Raw genomic sequence first — 16,959 nt, 5'->3', positions numbered from 1 at the left:
CTCGTGCTCCGTCAGAACTGGTAATAGATGAACGGCGCGACCCCTTCGGGACGCATCGCGTCGACGATCAGGATCAGGGCGCCCAGCGCCAACCCTATGACCGGCGCGGCATGGGCCCGGACGCGCACCGCGATGCCCGGCAGGATGCCGACCGGCACGGCATGGATCGCCAGCCCCAGCGCGACCAACCCCAGCGACAGCGGCGTCACCAGCGTGTTGCGCCAATCGCCGGCGAACAGCTGACCGAGATAGGCGAACGCCTCCCCCTCCCCCTGCGCACGGAAGAATATCCAGCCAAGCACGACAATGTGGAAGGTCAGCAGGATGCCGGCCCAGCGCGGTGCCACCGGCAGTCCGGCCGGGCGATGCCGCGACCAGAATCGTTCGATCGCCAGCCAGCCGCCATGCAGCGCGCCCCAGATCACGAAGCTCCAGCTGGCACCATGCCACAGCCCGCCGAGCAACATGGTCAGTAACAGGTTCAGATAGGTGCGCACCTGCCCCTTCCGACTGCCGCCCAGCGGGATGTAGAGATAGTCGCGCAGCCAGCTCGACAGGCTGATATGCCAGCGCCGCCAGAAATCCTGCAACGAGGCGGCACGATAGGGCTGATCGAAATTGCGCGGAAAGGTATAGCCGAGCAGCGCCGCCAGCCCGATCGCCATGTCGGAATAGGCGGAGAAGTCGCAATAGATCTGCACCGCATAGCCATAGGCCCCCATCAGCAGGTCGAGGCTCGACCGGCTGACGGGATCGAAGAACGCCGGGTCGACCAGCGCCCCGGCCAGCTGCGATGCGATCACCGCCTTCTTGAACAGGCCCCACAGGATCAGCAGCAGGGCGGCGGCGGCGGTGCCGCGATCGATCGTCGGCACGCGGCGAAACTGCGGCAACAGGTCGGCACCGCGCACGATCGGCCCGGCGACCAGATGCGGGAAGAACGACATCAGCAGCGTCAGGTCGAGCAGGCTCGCCGCAGGCACGCGTCGGCGATGCACGTCGACCAGATACGATATCGCCTGAAAGGTGAAGAAGGACACGCCGACCGGCAACACCACCTGCAACAGCGGCAGGTCGCGGCCGAACCCCAAGGGCTGCAACAGCGTGGCCAGCTGTTCGAGGAAGAAGCCGGCATATTTGAAATAGCCGAGCACGCCCAGATTGGCAGCGACGCCGATGGTCACCAGCGCCCGGCCGCGCCGATCCTCGCTGCGCACGATCGCCGCCGCCAGCGCCCAGTTGACGAACGCCGACACGAACAGCAGCGCGACGAACCGCGCATCCCATGCCCCGTAGAAGAACCAGCTTGCCAGCAGCAGCGCGATCTTGCGCCACTCGTTCGACCGCCCCAACGACCAGGTGATCGCGTAGACGATAAGGAAGAACAGCCCGAAGCTGAGCGTGGGAAACAGCATTTAACGAACCGTCAGCGCAGGAACCGTGGGTGCCGTCAGGCTGGTCATGGCAAGGTCGAGATCGGCTTGCAGCAGCCGCGCGATCTCGGCCCCGCCCCGGCTGGTGAAATGCACATGGTCGCCGCGCATCAGCGGCGTCGCCCCCTGTGTCCAGCCATCGGCGACGCAGCGCCCGCCCATCGCCTGTGCCCAGTCCCAATAGGCGATGCCGAACGCCCTTGCCTGCCGCCGCTGGATCGCCTGAACCGATGCCAGTGCCGCCGTCGGACGCCACAGCGCGGGAGAAGCGCAGGGCAGACTCGCGCCGCTCTCGCCGACCTGCAGACTGGGGATGCGGGTCGCGGAATCGGGTGCGCCGAACAACAGCATCGGCACGCCGGGGGCCAGCTGTCGCAACCGGGTCAGGTCGGCGCGCAACGTCGCTTCATAGGCCGCGGCGGAAAAGCCGGGGCGGAATGCCTCGTTGGTGCCGAACGCGACGACGATCAGGTCGGGGCGATAGGCGGCGAGTTCGGTCGCGACGACGCGGTCGTCGGTACGGTCGAAATGGGTGAATTGCGCACCGACGGTGCCCAGGTTCGACAGGATCACCCCGCCGCCCCAGGCGCGTTCGGTGCCCCATGATGTCAGCGTCACCGGTCCCGACACGACGGTGACCGACGCGGTCGCGGCATCGGCCCCGGCATCGAGCGTGCGACAGCGGCTGCCGGGTTCGATCGCGACCAGCGGCCAGTCGACGACGGCAGCACCGATGGCGAGTTGCACCGTTCCCGCCCCCGGTCCGGTCAGCGCGCAGACGGTCAGCCGGTCGAACGTCCGTCCGCCATCGGCACCCAAGGTGATCGAGGCACCCGGCGTGTAGCTGGTGAGGCTATAGGCGCTGACGCCCATTCGCACACTACTGGCCGATTGATAGGCCGAACCGAAAATGCCGTTGACGCTCCAGCCGGCCGACTGGGTCGCGGTGATGTCGCGTGTCAGATATCCGGCGTAAGGCCTTCCGGGAGCGAGCATTCCGCGTCCGGCCCGACCGTAGCGATCTTGCAACAGCGTCCGCCAGCTGCCGGTGATCTGATCGCCCGCGGTGTGGCTGTCGCCGATCTGAAGGATGCGGACCGGTGCCGGGCTGCTGCGCGCGGTGGCCAGCTTTTGCAGGAACGGGCGGATGCGGTCGGCGTCGCACAGTGCCCCTTGGCAGGTCGCGGTCGCGGCGGCCTGCGCCATCGCCCATGCGAGCAGCGCGGACATCAGTTGGCGCTCCCGGTCGGCGTCGCGGTCGGTGCCGGACGGCCGACGGCCTGTCGCACCCGATTTGCATAGCGCCGCAGGTCGGTGGCGACGCCGTTCGTCAGCCGCTGATACCCGACGCCGATCATGTGCAGCCCGTCCCCGGTCCGCATCAGCACCGGCTTGCCGGTTTTCAGGTCGGGCAGATAGGCATTGTACTTGCCCCCGGCATCCAGTGTCAGCGGCCGCGAATCAATGAACGGCACGCCCAGACGACGCATACGCTCTTCGTAGAACGCGTCCATCGCTTGCATATCGGCATCCAGTTGCGCGTCCCGCATCACCGGCAAACCGACCCAGTAAACGACCGCACCGGTCGAACGGACCGCCGCCACGAAGCTGTCGATGCGGTCGCCGATCACCTGTTTCCAGCCATCGCTCATCAACGGATGGAGATGCCCGTCGGCAAACACCGCCTGATTGTCGTTCGCGCCGAAGCTGATGACGACCGCATCGACGGGCTGCTGCCGCAACTGTTCACGGGCGCGCTGTTCGAGATCGAGGGTGCGATACCGCGTGAAACCAGTGGCTTCCTTTGCGAACTTCAGAATTTCGAACCCGTCGCTCTTCGGCAATTGTCGGTACAGTGCGTCCCAGATGCCATTGCCGAAACTGTCGCCGAAGACGCCCACCCGCAGCACGCCGTCCCGCCGCATCCGGCCGATCACGCGCGGGTCGAGCGCGCCGTCGACGGTACGCGCCGTGGTCGCAGGGAGAAGCGCTGCCGGGGCGACGGTATCGCGCCCGGTCGATGACGCGCCGGGCACCTGCGGCGGCATCGGTGCGGTCGTCGGCGCGGGTGTGTCGGGCAACTCGATCCGCCCATGCCCGGCAAAGGACAGCCCGACCACGAACCCCGCGATCAGACCAAGGACGAGGACCGCCATCCGGTCCCCCAGCCACCACAGCCTGGAATCCGTCGCGCGAGAGACAGCAGTCACGTTCGATACTCGTTCAGGTCAGGAATAGGCGCGCATCGCAGCGCGCGGGTAGTGCGATGCGCGTACCCCGTCCCGCAAATTCCGGCAAGCAGACCGAGCGCGGTCCAACCGGCGGACCGGTCGATCCGTCTTTGACTGGGACTAGGCCGGATCGACATTCAGTTCGCTGGGCGCAGGAATAGCGTTCCATCCCCTCTCGTCACTCCCGCGCAGGCGGGAGTCCATATACGCCAGCGTCGCGGATCGAGCCAAACCCTCGGCGTCTATGGATTCCCGCCTGCGCGGGAATGACGAAATCCCGTGGTTATCGTTGAATGTCGATCGGTCCTAGCTGGACGACGATCGGACATGGCGTGCCAGCAGGAAGGGGCCGACGCATCGCCGGCGGAGGCATGGTTGGCACTCGATCGCCAACAGTCGGAACGCGATCTACCCGATACTTGGCCAACCGCCGATCGGACCGATTGTGATAGCGGTATCGGGGTGGTGATTCGGTGGGGGTGTTAGGGATGAGGATGTTCAACCGGTTGGGCGCGGCTGCCGCGCTGGCGACGATGGCGATGCCGGCGCATGCCGGACCGTGGGTCGCTGGCTGGACGACGTCGCCGGTCAGGCCGAGTGCCGAACAGGCCCTGAGCGACGCGCAATATCGCGGAGCGACGGTGCGGCAGGTGGTCCGGGTGACGATCGGCGGACGGGCGGTGCGGGTGCGGTTTTCGAACCGGTTCGGCGCGACGCCGTTGCGCATCGCCGGTGCCGGCATTGCCCTGGCGACCGGGCCGGCGGCCGCATCGATTCGTGAGGATAGCCACCGGGCTCTGACGTTCGGTGGAAAGGCGGCGGTCGAGATTCCGGCGGGAGCGGATTTCTGGTCCGATCCGGTCGCGTTGCCGGTCACCGCGCTCGCCGATCTGGCGATCAGCACCCGCTTCGCCGACCTGCCGCTGCAACAGACCGGCCATCCGGGCGCGCGGACTCGCAGCTGGATCGCGCAAGGCGAACGGTTGTCCGATACCGCCTTCGCCGGTGCGGCACCGGTCGAGCGATGGTTCCAGATCGCGGCGGTCGACGTCGACGCCGCACCGACCGCGCGCGCCATCGTCGCGCTGGGCGATTCGATCACCGACGGGTACGGCGTGAAGGACGGTCGTAACCAGCGCTGGACCGATGGCCTTGCCCGACGGCTGGCGGCGAACCGGGCGACGCGTGGCGTGGCGGTGCTGAACCACGGGATCGGCGGCAATTGCCTGCTGGTCGAATGCCTTGGCCCCAATGCGCTGTCGCGGTTCGACAGCGACGTGCTGAGCCAGCCCGGTGCGCGGTACCTGATCCTGCTCGAAGGGATCAACGACCTGGGCGGGCTGGCGCGCGAAACGCCGGCCAGTGCCGAGGAACGACGCGCGCATGTCGACCGGATGATCGCCGGCTATGCGCAGGTCGTCGCCCGCGCCCGTGCCAAGGGGCTGAAGGTCATCGGCGGCACGGTGATGCCGTTCATGGGCAACGCCTATTACCACCCCGATACAGCGGCCGAGGGTTCGCGGCAGACGGTCAATGCGTGGATCCGTACGCCCGGCAATTTCGACGCGGTGATCGATTTCGACCGCATCGTCCGCGATCCCACCCAGCCCGACCGGCTGTTGCCGGCCTATGACTCGGGCGACCATCTCCATCCGTCGATGGCGGGGTATCAGGCGATGGCCGACGCCGTCCCGCTGGCGTTGTTCGCGAAGTGACGGTTCGCGAAGCGACGCCGACGCTCGATCGCGACGGCGCGATGCTGATACCGGGCGTGGTGGCGAGCGTCCTGCCGACGATCGAGGCGGCGCTGGCCACGGTACCAATCGAACGGGCGGGGGTGCGGCTGCACGGCGTTGCGGCACTGCGCGACCTGCTGGCACCGGGCGGCGCGATCGGTGCGATCGCGGGTGACGTGCTCGGGCCTGAAACCCGGCCGGTCCGTGCCCTGCTGTTCGACAAGTCGGCGGCGACCAACTGGGCGCTTGGCTGGCATCAGGACCGGACGATCGTGGTGCGCGAAGGGCGCGACGTGCCGGGTTTCGGTCCGTGGACCGTCAAACAGGGGTTGCAGCATGTCGCCCCGCCCTTCGCACTGCTCGAAACCATGGTGACGTTGCGGGTTCATCTTGACCCGGTTCCGCTCGATAACGCTCCGTTGCTGGTCGCGCTCGGGTCGCACAGGCTAGGACGGATCGCCGAGAGCGTGGTGGAGGCGGTCGTCGGTGCCAGCCACGTCCATGCCTGCCTCGCGCAACGTGGCGATGTCTGGCTTTATGCGACGCCGATCCTGCATGCCTCCGACGCCGCCAAACGCCCGACCCGGCGGCGAGTGTTGCAGGTCGATTTCGCCGCGCAGCCGCTTCCCGGCGGGTTGGCGTGGCTGGGTGTCTGACCCTTGGCGCAGGCGGGAGCGGCCCCCATGTGCGGCGCGAACCAATCGGAGCCTGCTTCATGATCGACCTGCACTACTGGCCGACGCCCAATGGCCACAAGATCACGCTGTTCCTTGAGGAAGCGGGGCTGCCCTATACCATCCACCCGGTCGATATCGCCAATGGCGAGCAGTTCCGTCCGGAATTCCTCGCCATTGCCCCCAATAACCGGATGCCGGCGATCGTCGATCACGAACCGGCGGGCGGCGGCGGTCCATTGGCGATCTTCGAATCGGGGGCGATCCTGTTGTATCTGGCGGAAAAGACCGGCCGGTTCCTGCCTGCCGATCTGCCGGGGCGGTATGACGCGATCCAGTGGCTGATGTGGCAGATGGGCGGGCTGGGGCCGATGGCCGGGCAGAATTTTCATTTCAACGTCTATGCGCCCGAGAAGATTCCCTACGCACAGGACCGCTATATCCGCGAAACGACGCGGCTGTACGGGGTGCTCGACAAGCGGCTGGCCGACCGGGCGTTCGTCGCGGGCGACTATTCGATCGCCGACATGGCCGCCTATCCGTGGATCGTCCCGCACGAGGCGCAGGGGCAGAAGCTGGACGACTTCCCCCATCTGAAACGCTGGTTCGATACGATCGCCGCGCGTCCGGCGACCATCGCCGCCTATGAGAAGGGCAAGGCGGTCGGCTATCGCGAGCAGCCGATGACCGACGAGCAGCGTCGCGTGCTGTTCGGAACGCCCGCCCCGCGCTGAACGGGACCTGCGACAAACTGCGACAAAAAGGGGCGGCGGCGACATAGGCTGACGACAAGTCGCAGCGATATGGGGGCATCATTCACCGGGGGTGCCCCCGTTTTCGAAAGGTTCGTCATGCAATCGTTCATCGTCGCCGCTTCTTTGGCCGCCATCACCCTGCCCGGCATTGCGTTCGCCGCACAGACCCCGCCGCCCGGCCCCGACCGTGTCGTCACCCGCGCCGAGGCGATGGCGCGCGCCGACCAGCGCTTCGATGCGCTCGACACCGACCGCGATGGCAAGATCAGCGCGACCGAACGCGCCGTCGCGGCAGGTCCCGCGGGCGAGGACGGGTCGCGCCGCCGCCGCGGTGGCCGGATGCTCGAACGGGCCGATGCGAACCGCGACGGCGTCGTCACCCGCGGCGAGTTCCGCGCGATGGCCGCTGCCGGGTTCGACCGGCAGGACGTCAATCGCGACGGCAAGGTCGATGGGGCCGAACGCCGTCAGGGGCGCGAACAGCGGATGAGCCGGCGGGGGCAGCAGGGCGGCACCATCACCCGCGCCGCGTTTCAGGCGCGCGCGCTCGCCCGGTTCGAGCGCATGGACGTGAACAAGGACGGGCAGATCGATCCGGCCGAACGCTTCATGGTGCGGGAAAAGCGGATGCAGCGGCGCGCGCCGCATGTCGCCGGCTGATCCCGCGCCGGACGGCGGGTGTCGCCCGCCGTCCGGCGTTCCTTTCAGGAGCTTCCGCGCATAGCATGTCCGACATGGCCGATATCCCGCACCTCCTGCTGGTCGACGACGAACGATCGATCCGCGAACCGCTTGCCCAATATCTGACGAAACAGGGGTTTCGCGTGACCCAGGCGGGCGATGCCGAGGGGGCGCGGGCGCGGCTCAACGCCTATGCCATCGATCTCGCCATCCTCGACATCATGATGCCGGGCGAGGACGGGCTGTCGCTGTGCCGCCACATCCGCGAGACCAGCGAGACGCCGGTCATCCTGCTGACCGCGCGGACGGAGGAGACCGACCGGATCGTCGGGTTGGAGATGGGAGCCGACGATTATGTCGTGAAGCCCTTTTCCCCGCGCGAACTGGCGGCGCGGGTCAAGGTGGTGTTGCGGCGGACCGCCGGCGGTACGGTCCGGCAACACGCCCCGGAGGCGGGATCGTTCGCCTTTGCCGGTTGGGTGCTGAAGACCGGCGAGCGGGCACTGGTCGATCGCGAGGGCGTGTCGGTGCCGCTGTCGACCGGCGAATATAATCTGCTCCATGCGCTGGTGACGCGGCCGCGGCAGGTGTTGACCCGCGACCAGTTGCTCGACCTGACCCAGGGGCGCGAGGCCGCCGCCTTCGACCGGGCGATCGACAATCAGGTCAGTCGGCTGCGCAAGAAGATCGAGACCGACGTCCGCAACCCCGACATCATCAAGACCGTGTGGGGCGGCGGCTATACGCTGGCGGCCGAGGTGACCCGCCTGTGAGGCGCTTGGGGCCGACCAGCCTGCCCGGCCAGATCGCGCTGCTGGTCGCGGTCGCGCTGTTCGTGGCGCAGGCGCTCAATTTCACGCTGTTGCTGCGCGAACGCCGCGCGTTCCGCTTTGCCGAGATCACCCTGCCCGCCGTCACCCGCCTGATCGATGCGGCGGAACGGACCGGTGCGCCGCGCCGGACTGGCGACGACCGGATGCGCGGCGTTCGGCTGGTGACCGACCGGGTGCCGCCTTTGCGCGGCGCGGTCGAGACCGACGTCGAACGAACGATCCGCAGCAATTTCGCGGAAGCCGGCATCCGCGTCGGCCGGATCGCCGCCCGCATCCGCCCGATCGACGAAGCCGAAATCCGCGATCGCGGCATCGGCGGACGGCGGGCGGAGCGGTTGCGGCGGATGGGCGCGTTGCTCGACGCGGCGGTCGAACTGCCCGGGCGCGGCTGGCTGGTATCGCATACACCGTGGCCAATGGCCGAGCGCGGGCTGTTGTGGCAGCTGCTGGCGCAGACCTTTATTCTCTACGTCATCGTCCTGCTGCCGGTGTTGTGGATCGGACGCCGCATCGCCAAGCCGCTGCGACGGCTGGCGATGGCGGCACGGGCGTTTCATCCCGGCCGCCCCCTGCCCGCGATCGAGCCGTCGGGGCCGCAGGACGTGCGGCTGCTGATCTCCGCGTTCATCGATCTGGGGCAGCGGGTGAATGCGATGGTCGATGAGAAGGACCGGATGCTGGGCGCGATCGGCCATGATCTGCGCACGCCGCTGGCCGCGCTGCGCGTCCGGATCGAGTCGGTCGAGGACGATACCGACCGCGCGCGCATGGCGGAAACGATCGACGAGATGAACGCGACGCTCGACGATATCCTGTCGCTAGCGCGGCTCGGCCGACCGAGCGAGGCCGCGACCGATGTCGACGTGGCCGCGCTGGTCGATGCGGTGGTCGACGATTTCCGCGACCTCGGCCACGACGTCGATTTCGTCGAGGCGGCGCGCGTACCGCTGCACCTGCGCCCCAATCTGATGCGGCGGGCGGTGCGCAACCTGATCGAGAACGCCATCAAATATGCCGGGGCGGCGGAGGTGCGGGTCGAAACGGGCGCGCACGCGGTGACGATCGTCGTTGCCGATCGGGGGCCGGGCATCCCGGTCGACCGGCTGGACGCCGTGTTCGATCCGTTCATCCGGCTGGAAACGTCGCGCAACCGCGATACCGGCGGGATCGGTCTGGGACTGGCACTGGCGCGGGCGATCGTTCGCGATGCCGGTGGCGAGATCGCGCTGGCCAACCGCGACGGCGGCGGGCTGAACGCGACGATCCGGTTGCCGCGCTGAACGGCTGCGAAACGAAATACGATACCGCGACGTTGTGCGCTGAACGATGATAAAAGTAGCCAGCTACAACATACGCAAGGCGATCGGCACCGATCGTCGCCGGATGCCCGAACGGACGCTGGAGGTGCTGCGCGAGATCGATGCCGATATCATTGCCTTGCAGGAATGCGACCGCCGGCTGGGCGAACGCGCCGGAGTGATTACGGCCCATCTGCTGGACGAACACAGCCCATGGGTCGCGGTGCCGCTGGCGATCCGGGCGCAGTCGATGGGATGGCATGGCAACGCCCTGCTGGTCCGCAAGGATGCGAGCGTCAGCGGGCAGCGACGGATCGAGATCCCCGCACTCGAACCGCGCGGGGCGGTGCGCGCCGACGTGACCACCCATGGCGTGACGCTGCGGGTGGTCGGCATGCATCTCGACCTGTCGGGGCTGTGGCGGCGCAAGCAGGCGCATGCGATCCTGAGCGAGGTCGATGGCTGTACGCCGAAACTGCCGAGCGTGTTGATGGGCGACCTGAACGAATGGATGCCGCGGTCGGGCTGCCTGCGCGATTTCGGACGGACGCATAGCTTTGCCGAGACCGGCCCCAGCTTTCACGCGCGCCATCCGGTCGGGCGGCTCGACCGGATCATGGTGTCGGGCGAACTGACGATCGTCGATGCCGGCGTCCATCACAGTGCGGCGGCGCGCAAGGCGTCCGACCATCTGCCGATCTGGGCGACGCTCGCACCGGCATGAGCGACGCGCCGCTGCACGAACGCGAACTGCGCCTTGCGCTGGTCTGCTATGGGGGGATCAGCCTTGCCGTCTATATGCATGGGCTGGTCAAGGAAATCTGGCACATCGCCCGCGCCAGTCGGGCGGTGCAGGAAGATGGCGATCCGCTGACGGGCAGTGCGGGGGTGTATCAGGCGATGCTGGCGGATCTGTCGGCGTCGACCGGCATCCGGCTGCGCGTGCTGGTCGATATCGTCGCGGGGGCCAGCGCGGGCGGGATCAATGGCGTGTTTCTGGCGCAGGCGGTGTCGACCGGCCAGTCGCTCGATCCGCTGACCGACCTGTGGCTGAACGGTGCCGATATCGAGGCGCTGATCGATCCGGCACAGGGTCCGGCCAGCGCCTTGTCGCGGCCATGGGCGCGGCCGATCGCGTGGATGGCGCTGGGCCGTGAGGGCGAGGACGCGTCGAGCGTCGATATCGCCGCGCGCGACGAACTGCGCGCCAAGCTCGATCGCTTCGTCCGGGCGCGCTGGTTCGAGCCGCCCTTTGGCGGGCGGGCGATGGTCGACATGCTGCTCGATGCCTTTGCCGCGATGGCGGCGGCACCCGCCGGGCCGCGACTGTTGCCGCCCGGCCAGCCGCTCGACCTGTTCGTGACGGTTACTGACTTCGCCGGTCATCCCGAAGTGCTGCGGCTCAATTCGCCGAAGGAGGTGGTCGAGACCGAACATCGGCTGGTCATCGGGTTTCACGACCATGGCGGCGACCGGCTGGCCGATGCCGCCGAACTGGTGTTCGCGGCGCGGGCGACGTCGAGCTTTCCCGGTGCGTTTCCGCCGTTCCGGGTCGGGGAACTGGATGCGGCGCTGGCCGATCGCGACGTCGACTGGCCGGGACGCGACGCGTTTTTGCGCCGGGTGCTGCCGCGCCAGTCGGCGGTGGGCATGGCGGATCAGGCGACGCTGATCGACGGGTCGGTGCTGGCCAACGCGCCGTTCGCGCCCGCCATCGATGCGCTGCGCGAACGGCCGGCGCGGCGGCAGATCGACCGGCGGTTCGTCTATCTCGACCCGGCACCCAACCATAAATTCGGCATCGGCACCGCCGCCGACGGGCCACCCGGCTTCTTCCAGACGATTCTCGGCGCGCTGTCCGAACTGCCGCGCAAGCAACCGATCCGCGACAATCTGGACGCGATCCAGCGGCGGTCCGAACGGATCGAACGGATGCTGGCGATCGTGGACAAGCTGCGTGCCGGGGTCGAAGCGGAGGTCGAGCAGTTGTTCGGCTATACGCTGTTCCTCGACTGGCCGACCCCGGCGCGGCTGGCCGGCTGGCGGCAGCGGGCGCAGGTACAGGCGGCGAAGCGTGCCGGATACGGTCATGCCGCCTATGGCCTGTTGAAGGTCGATCAGGTGCTCGACCGGCTGGCCGATCGCGTCGCGACGCTGGCCGAGGATGCGTCGCCCGACCGGGTCCGGCGGTTGCGTGAGGGATTTGCGCAGGTCGTCGCCGACAGCGATGCCGGCCGGTTCGACGGCGACGGCGCGTCGGAAGCGGCCATTGCCTTTCTGCGATCGCACGACCTCGCCTTTCGCATCCGGCGGTTGCGGTTGCTGGTGCGGACCCTGTCCGCGATGGAACCCGAGCAGGATGCGGCGGCGCTGGCCCCGGTGCGCGAGGCGATCTTTGCCAGCCTGACGCCGTATCTGGCGTGCGAGAATGCCGACCATTTCGCCGGGGTGCGGACGCTGGTCGAGGACAAACGCGCCGATCCCGGTGCATTGCTGGCGGCAATGGCCGAGGCGATGGACCTGACCACGCTCGACGCGCGGACCGATGCGCGATTGTCGGAGGCGCTGGCCGCCGCCCCGCGCGACATCCGGCGGCCGATCCTGCTCGCCTATCTCGGCTTTCCGTTCTTCGACATCGCGACCCTGCCGCTGCTCGGCGGCGAAGGGCTGGACGAATTCGATCCGGTGCGGGTCGATCGGATCGCGCCCGACGACGCGCCGTCGATCCGGGCGGGCGGGGCCGAGGCTACGCTCAAAGGGATTCGTTTCAACAATTTCGGCGCGTTCTTCAGCCGGTCCTACCGCGAGAACGACTATCTGTGGGGGCGGCTGCACGGGGCCGAACGGATGATCGACATCGCGCTGTCGACGCTGCCCGCCGAGGTCCGCCTGCCGCCCGGCTGGATCACGCGGCACAAGCGCGCCGCGTTCCTCGCCATTCTGGACGAGGAACAGCCGCGATTGCAGGCGATCCAGCCCCTGTTCGACGAATTGCGCGCCGAAATCGGCTGACCCTGTCGCCTATTGGAAAAGCCGCCACGACGGGCGTAAGGAAGGGGCGACGACAACGACGAAGGCCGCCCGAGCGATGCAGTTCCTGAAAACCCTGTTCTGGGCATTGCTGGTGGGGGTGATCGTCGCCTTTGCGCTCAACAACATGACGATGGTGCCGCTGAAGCTGTGGGGCACGCTGTATGCCGATGTGAACCTGCCGCTGCTGCTGCTCGTCACGTTTCTGGCCGGGTTCCTGCCGACCTTCGTCGCGCTCCACCTGACGCGCTGGCGGCTGCGGCAGCGGATCGTGGCGACCGACCGGACGCTGGCCGACCTGCACCGGGTCGAGGCGACGCCGACGCATGCCGTCGATCCCGCGCCGACCGTTACGCCGGGAGGGATCGTATGAGCCGTTCGCCGATCTATGTCGCGATCGACACGCCCGATCTGGACCGGGCCAAGATGCTGGCGCAGGCGGTGCGCGGGCATGTCGGCGGGCTGAAACTGGGGCTGGAATTCTTCATGGCCAATGGCCGGGCGGGTGTTCGGACGATGGCCGATCTGGGCCTGCCGATCTTTCTCGACCTGAAATTCCACGATATTCCGAACACGGTCGCCAAGGCGATCCAGGCGCTGGGACCGCTCGACCCCGCGATCCTGACCGTCCATGCCGCCGGCGGGCGGGCGATGCTGGAGGATGCGAAGGCCGCCGCGCCGCTGGGGACCAAGGTGGTGGCGGTGACGATGCTGACCAGCCTCGACGCGCACGACCTGTCGTCGATCGGCCTCACCCCCGATCCGCATGAGCAGGTGGTGCGGCTGACCGAACTGGCGAAGAGCGCCGGGATCGACGGCGTCGTCTGTTCGGGGGCCGAGGTGGCGGCGGCGAAAAAGGCGTGGCCGCAGGGGTTCTTCGTCGTGCCGGGGGTGCGACCGGCAAACGGACCGGTCGGCGACCAGAAGCGGGTGGTGACCCCGCGTGCTGCGCTGGACGGCGGGGCGTCGGTGCTGGTGATCGGACGACCGATCACCCAGGCCGAGAACCCGGATCAGGCGGCGAGGGCGATCGAAGCGACGCTCTGACGCGCCGGCAGAGGTCGAGCGAAGCACGACCGCGCCCCACGAGGCGCGTCCGGCCGGCGGCGCGAGAAGCGCCGACCGACGACGCGGGCTTTGCCCGCGGCGCGCCCGAAGTTTGCGAAGTTGACACGGATCGAGTTGTTGGGGCGGTGTGGTCGCTCGAGAAAAACGTTCTCCTCCAATTACTTACTGGGGCAACGGTGTAAACTTCGGTCGTGAAAGTTTGCACGAAATTGCCGGATGCGGGGCCGATAGTTACGGATGAGAGCGGTCGTTCGGATTGCTCCCCTCCCTKRYMAGGGAGGGAATAAGGTCCAAGGACGTGGCTAAGGGCTTGAACGGTTCAAAGAGCGCGAGCCGGCGACCCGGTCGACGCCGACCATGCCACCGCCCCGCCGTGTAGGAAACCGATCAGCCGCCGACGCGCACCCACAGGGCGGTGGCGTCGTCGCTGACCTTGAACCGGGCGAAGCGCAGGCAGGCGGCATCGTCCTGTTCGATCTGGCGTAGGTCGACGCCGAGCTTTGCGAGGCCGCCGGTTCGGACCGCCGCGAACAGGCCGTCCGCGTCATGGACGCCGTACGAATCGACCAGCGCCACGAAGCCGTCGGTCATCAGCAGCAATTCATCGCCGATCGCGATGTCGAACCGGGCCGTGGCCATTACCGCCGCGCTGGCGGCAGCATCGACCCCGAGCACGCGCTGGCCGGCGCGCGAGCGCGATGCGCGCCGATCGGCCAGCACGTCGGCGCTGCGCAGCTTCACCGCGCCGATGCCGGGGCCGAGCGCGGCGGCCTGTGCGCGTTCGCTGGTTCGGCTGGGTACCGGGGTGCGCCACGCCACCCTGTCACCTGAGGCGTGGAGGATCGAACAGTCGCTGGCCCATGCCACGTCCAATCCGGAATCGACCAGTTGGATGGCGGCAAAGGAGGCGCGGGGCAATTCCCATGGCCCCTGCGGTTCGCGCTGCCGCTGTCGGGCATAGGCCGCCTCGACCGTGGCGAACACCCGATGACAGGTGTCACGCAGGTCGCCACCCTCGATCGCGGCGAAGGCGGCGTCGGCCGTCGCCGCAAGCCACGCCGCCCCGCCCTGTGCCCCCAACAGCCCCGGCGGCGACAGGTCGGTCGCGCCGTCGATCACCCAGGCGTGGCGCGCCCGTACCCCGGCGCGGTCGTCGTTCGGAACCGCCGGATCGCCGCACAGGCCGAGCGATTGAATCAGGTTGAAATACATGCTCGTGCTGTAGACGAAACCCGGCCGGCCCTCCAGACGAACATGGGGCGTACCGCATCCCCTATCGCCGTGCCCGATCGCCCGCTAAGCCGCGCGGCATGACGCTCATCAAGATCTGCGGCCTGTCGACGCCCGAAACGCTGGCCGCCGCGCTGACCGCCGGGGCGAGCCATGTCGGTTTCGTGTTCTTTGCCCCCTCCCCCCGCAATCTGGCGTTCGATGCGGCGGCGGGCCTGGCGCGGCAGGTGCCGGGACAGGTCGCGAAGGTCGGCGTGTTCGTCGATCCCGACGACGCGCTGATCGATGCGGCGCTGGCGGCGGCGCGGCTCGACGCGATCCAGCTGCACAAGACCGCGCCGCAGCGGATCGCCGCGATCCGGGCGCGGACCGGCAAGGAGGTCTGGGGCGCGGTCGCGGTCAAGACGCGTGCCGATCTGAACGCCGCACGGACGCTGGTCGGGGCCACCGACCGGGTGCTGTACGATGCGAAGACGCCGCCGGGGGCGGCGCTCCCCGGAGGCATGGGATTGCGGTTCGACTGGGGCCTGCTCGACGGGTTCGTCCATCCGCTGCCATGGGCGTTGTCGGGCGGGCTGGATGCCGGCAATGTCGTGGAGGCGATCCGGGTGACGCGTGCGCCGCTGGTCGATGTATCGTCGGGCGTCGAGAGCGCCCCGGGGGTCAAGGACGCCGGCCGGATCGCGGCGTTCGTGCGTAGCGTGACCGGCGGCTGATACTCGACAGCGCCCGCCGCCGGGCGTAACGAGCGGCGTATGAACGCTCCCAACAGCTATCGCGCCCAGCCCGACGATCGTGGTCATTTCGGAGCCTTTGGCGGCCGGTATGTCGCCGAGACGCTGATGCCGCTGATCCTCGACCTCGACCGCGAATATAAGGCGGCGAAGGTCGATCCGGCGTTCGCCGCGCAGTTCGACGACCTGATGACGCATTATGTCGGCCGGCCCAGCCCGCTCTATCATGCCGAACGGCTGTCGGAGACGCTGCGCGCATCGGCCGAGCCGGGCATGGGGGCGCAGGTGTGGTTCAAGCGCGACGAGCTGAACCATACCGGCGCGCACAAGATCAACAACTGCATCGGGCAGATCCTGCTGGCGATCCGCATGGGCAAGACCCGGATCATCGCCGAGACGGGCGCCGGCCAGCATGGCGTGGCGACGGCGGCGGTCTGTGCGCGTTTCGGCCTGCCCTGTGTCATTTACATGGGCGCGAAGGACGTCGAGCGGCAGCAGCCCAACGTGTTCCGCATGAAGCTGCTGGGGGCCGAGGTGCGTCCGGTGACGAGCGGTGCGGCGACGCTGTCGGACGCGATGAACGAGGGTCTGCGCGACTGGGTCGCGAACGTCCACGACACCTTCTACATCATCGGCACGGCGGCGGGGCCGCACCCCTACCCGGAGATGGTGCGCGACTTCCAGAGCATCATCGGGCGCGAGGCGCGCGCGCAGATGCTGGAGCGGACCGGCCGCCTGCCCGACCTGCTGGTCGCGGCGATCGGCGGCGGATCGAATGCGATCGGGCTGTTCCATCCGTTCCTCGACGATCCGGACGTCGCGATGCTGGGCGTCGAGGCGGCGGGCCATGGGCTGGACAAGGACCATGCCGCTTCGCTGGCCGGCGGGTTCCCGGGCATTCTGCATGGGAACAAGACGTACCTGTTGCAGGATGAGGACGGGCAGATCGCCGAGGGGCATTCGATCTCTGCGGGCCTCGATTATCCGGGGATCGGACCGGAACATGCATGGCTGCGCGATATCGGGCGGGTCGAATATGACAGCGCTACCGATGTCGATGCGTTGGATGCGTTCCAGATGCTGTGCCGGACCGAGGGGATCATTCCCGCGCTGGAACCCGCGCACGCGATCGCGGCGGTGGCGCGGCGGGCGAAGACCATGCGGTCGGATCAGATCATCCTCGCCAACCTGTGTGGGCGGGGGGACAAGGATATCTTCACGGTGGCGAGCGCGCTGGGGGTAGAGATCTAAAAGCC

The 16,959-nt window shown here is 68.2% G+C and carries 16 protein-coding genes; 12 read left to right on the top strand and 4 right to left on the bottom strand.

Features of this window, described 5'->3' with window-relative positions:
• Positions 1–11: 11 nt before the first annotated feature.
• From ASE70_RS01370 to ASE70_RS01360, 3 genes are read right to left on the bottom strand one after another with little or no spacing between them, the layout of a single operon-like run.
• Positions 12–1,415 carry an MBOAT family O-acyltransferase gene (locus ASE70_RS01370; RefSeq protein WP_056500553.1) on the bottom strand — a complete coding sequence of 468 codons (1,404 nt, stop codon included), beginning with the start codon at positions 1,413–1,415 and terminating at the stop codon, positions 12–14.
• The gene (locus ASE70_RS01365) at positions 1,416–2,663 is read right to left on the bottom strand and encodes a GDSL-type esterase/lipase family protein (protein WP_056500550.1); all 1,248 of its coding nucleotides are present in this window, start codon (positions 2,661–2,663) and stop codon (positions 1,416–1,418) included. It abuts the gene before it with no gap.
• A complete protein-coding gene (locus tag ASE70_RS01360; RefSeq protein ID WP_156355894.1) occupies positions 2,663–3,643 on the bottom strand; it encodes an SGNH/GDSL hydrolase family protein in 981 nt (326 codons plus the stop codon). Before ASE70_RS01360 ends, ASE70_RS01365 begins: the two co-directional genes overlap by 1 nt.
• Positions 3,644–4,152: 509 nt before the next feature.
• Here ASE70_RS01360 and ASE70_RS01355 point away from each other — a divergent pair.
• The 10 genes from ASE70_RS01355 (at position 4,153) to pyrF (ending at position 13,718) form a co-directional block, all read left to right on the top strand.
• Entirely contained in the window at positions 4,153–5,379 is a 1,227-nt protein-coding gene (locus ASE70_RS01355) for an SGNH/GDSL hydrolase family protein (RefSeq protein WP_082450487.1), read from the top strand.
• The gene (locus ASE70_RS01350; protein WP_443024819.1) at positions 5,376–6,056 is read left to right on the top strand and encodes a phytanoyl-CoA dioxygenase family protein; all 681 of its coding nucleotides are present in this window, start codon (positions 5,376–5,378) and stop codon (positions 6,054–6,056) included. Before ASE70_RS01355 ends, ASE70_RS01350 begins: the two co-directional genes overlap by 4 nt.
• A 59-nt stretch (positions 6,057–6,115) precedes the next feature.
• Positions 6,116–6,808 carry a glutathione binding-like protein gene (locus ASE70_RS01345; RefSeq protein WP_056500538.1) on the top strand — a complete coding sequence of 231 codons (693 nt, stop codon included), beginning with the start codon at positions 6,116–6,118 and terminating at the stop codon, positions 6,806–6,808.
• Between the two features lie 117 nt (positions 6,809–6,925).
• Positions 6,926–7,489: an EF-hand domain-containing protein gene (locus ASE70_RS01340; protein WP_056500536.1), complete on the top strand. Its 564-nt coding sequence runs from the start codon at positions 6,926–6,928 to the stop codon at positions 7,487–7,489.
• Between the two features lie 74 nt (positions 7,490–7,563).
• On the top strand, positions 7,564–8,283 hold the full coding sequence (locus ASE70_RS01335) for a response regulator (protein WP_056500831.1): 720 nt from the start codon (positions 7,564–7,566) through the stop codon (positions 8,281–8,283).
• Positions 8,280–9,623 (top strand): sensor histidine kinase, encoded by a 1,344-nt coding sequence (locus tag ASE70_RS01330; RefSeq protein ID WP_056500534.1) that lies wholly within the window; start codon positions 8,280–8,282, stop codon positions 9,621–9,623. Before ASE70_RS01335 ends, ASE70_RS01330 begins: the two co-directional genes overlap by 4 nt.
• 46 nt (positions 9,624–9,669) lie before the next feature.
• On the top strand, positions 9,670–10,365 hold the full coding sequence (locus ASE70_RS01325; RefSeq protein ID WP_056500532.1) for an endonuclease/exonuclease/phosphatase family protein: 696 nt from the start codon (positions 9,670–9,672) through the stop codon (positions 10,363–10,365).
• Entirely contained in the window at positions 10,362–12,653 is a 2,292-nt protein-coding gene (locus ASE70_RS01320; protein WP_056500531.1) for a patatin-like protein, read from the top strand. The genes ASE70_RS01325 and ASE70_RS01320 overlap by 4 nt, the downstream gene beginning before the upstream one ends.
• A 76-nt stretch (positions 12,654–12,729) precedes the next feature.
• On the top strand, positions 12,730–13,044 hold the full coding sequence (locus ASE70_RS01315; RefSeq protein WP_056500526.1) for a lipopolysaccharide assembly protein LapA domain-containing protein: 315 nt from the start codon (positions 12,730–12,732) through the stop codon (positions 13,042–13,044).
• A complete protein-coding gene (pyrF, locus tag ASE70_RS01310; protein WP_056500523.1) occupies positions 13,041–13,718 on the top strand; it encodes an orotidine-5'-phosphate decarboxylase in 678 nt (225 codons plus the stop codon). Before ASE70_RS01315 ends, pyrF begins: the two co-directional genes overlap by 4 nt.
• Positions 13,719–14,126: 408 nt before the next feature.
• Here the strand turns inward: pyrF and ASE70_RS01305 are convergent, their stop codons facing one another.
• Entirely contained in the window at positions 14,127–14,951 is an 825-nt protein-coding gene (locus ASE70_RS01305) for a hypothetical protein (protein ID WP_056403828.1), read from the bottom strand.
• Positions 14,952–15,049: 98 nt separating this feature from the next.
• Between ASE70_RS01305 and ASE70_RS01300 the strand changes: the two genes are divergently transcribed.
• Together ASE70_RS01300 and trpB are read left to right on the top strand one after the other, a co-directional pair.
• Entirely contained in the window at positions 15,050–15,685 is a 636-nt protein-coding gene (locus ASE70_RS01300) for a phosphoribosylanthranilate isomerase (protein ID WP_056403831.1), read from the top strand.
• Positions 15,686–15,724: 39 nt separating this feature from the next.
• Positions 15,725–16,954, top strand: a complete 1,230-nt coding sequence (gene trpB / locus ASE70_RS01295) for a tryptophan synthase subunit beta (protein ID WP_056403833.1) — start codon at positions 15,725–15,727, stop codon at positions 16,952–16,954.
• Positions 16,955–16,959 lie beyond the last annotated feature (5 nt).

This window comes from Sphingomonas sp. Leaf22 (assembly GCF_001421715.1).
Classification (GTDB): domain Bacteria; phylum Pseudomonadota; class Alphaproteobacteria; order Sphingomonadales; family Sphingomonadaceae; genus Sphingomonas.
Note: the sequence above shows the minus strand (reverse complement) of the source record. Positions and strands in the feature narration are given on the sequence as shown.

Bases quoted from the DNA above. Each gene is read 5' to 3' on its own strand.
- ASE70_RS01370 (WP_056500553.1), bottom strand. From the start codon at position 1,415: ATGCTGTTTCCCACGCTCAGCTTCGGGCTGTTCTTCCTTATCGTCTAC.
- ASE70_RS01365 (WP_056500550.1), bottom strand. From the start codon at position 2,663: ATGTCCGCGCTGCTCGCATGGGCGATGGCGCAGGCCGCCGCGACCGCG.
- ASE70_RS01355 (WP_082450487.1), top strand. From the start codon at position 4,153: ATGAGGATGTTCAACCGGTTGGGCGCGGCTGCCGCGCTGGCGACGATG.
- ASE70_RS01345 (WP_056500538.1), top strand. From the start codon at position 6,116: ATGATCGACCTGCACTACTGGCCGACGCCCAATGGCCACAAGATCACG.
- ASE70_RS01340 (WP_056500536.1), top strand. From the start codon at position 6,926: ATGCAATCGTTCATCGTCGCCGCTTCTTTGGCCGCCATCACCCTGCCC.
- ASE70_RS01335 (WP_056500831.1), top strand. From the start codon at position 7,564: ATGGCCGATATCCCGCACCTCCTGCTGGTCGACGACGAACGATCGATC.
- ASE70_RS01325 (WP_056500532.1), top strand. From the start codon at position 9,670: ATGATAAAAGTAGCCAGCTACAACATACGCAAGGCGATCGGCACCGAT.
- ASE70_RS01320 (WP_056500531.1), top strand. From the start codon at position 10,362: ATGAGCGACGCGCCGCTGCACGAACGCGAACTGCGCCTTGCGCTGGTC.
- ASE70_RS01315 (WP_056500526.1), top strand. From the start codon at position 12,730: ATGCAGTTCCTGAAAACCCTGTTCTGGGCATTGCTGGTGGGGGTGATC.
- pyrF (WP_056500523.1), top strand. From the start codon at position 13,041: ATGAGCCGTTCGCCGATCTATGTCGCGATCGACACGCCCGATCTGGAC.
- ASE70_RS01305 (WP_056403828.1), bottom strand. From the start codon at position 14,951: ATGTATTTCAACCTGATTCAATCGCTCGGCCTGTGCGGCGATCCGGCG.
- ASE70_RS01300 (WP_056403831.1), top strand. From the start codon at position 15,050: ATGACGCTCATCAAGATCTGCGGCCTGTCGACGCCCGAAACGCTGGCC.
- trpB (WP_056403833.1), top strand. From the start codon at position 15,725: ATGAACGCTCCCAACAGCTATCGCGCCCAGCCCGACGATCGTGGTCAT.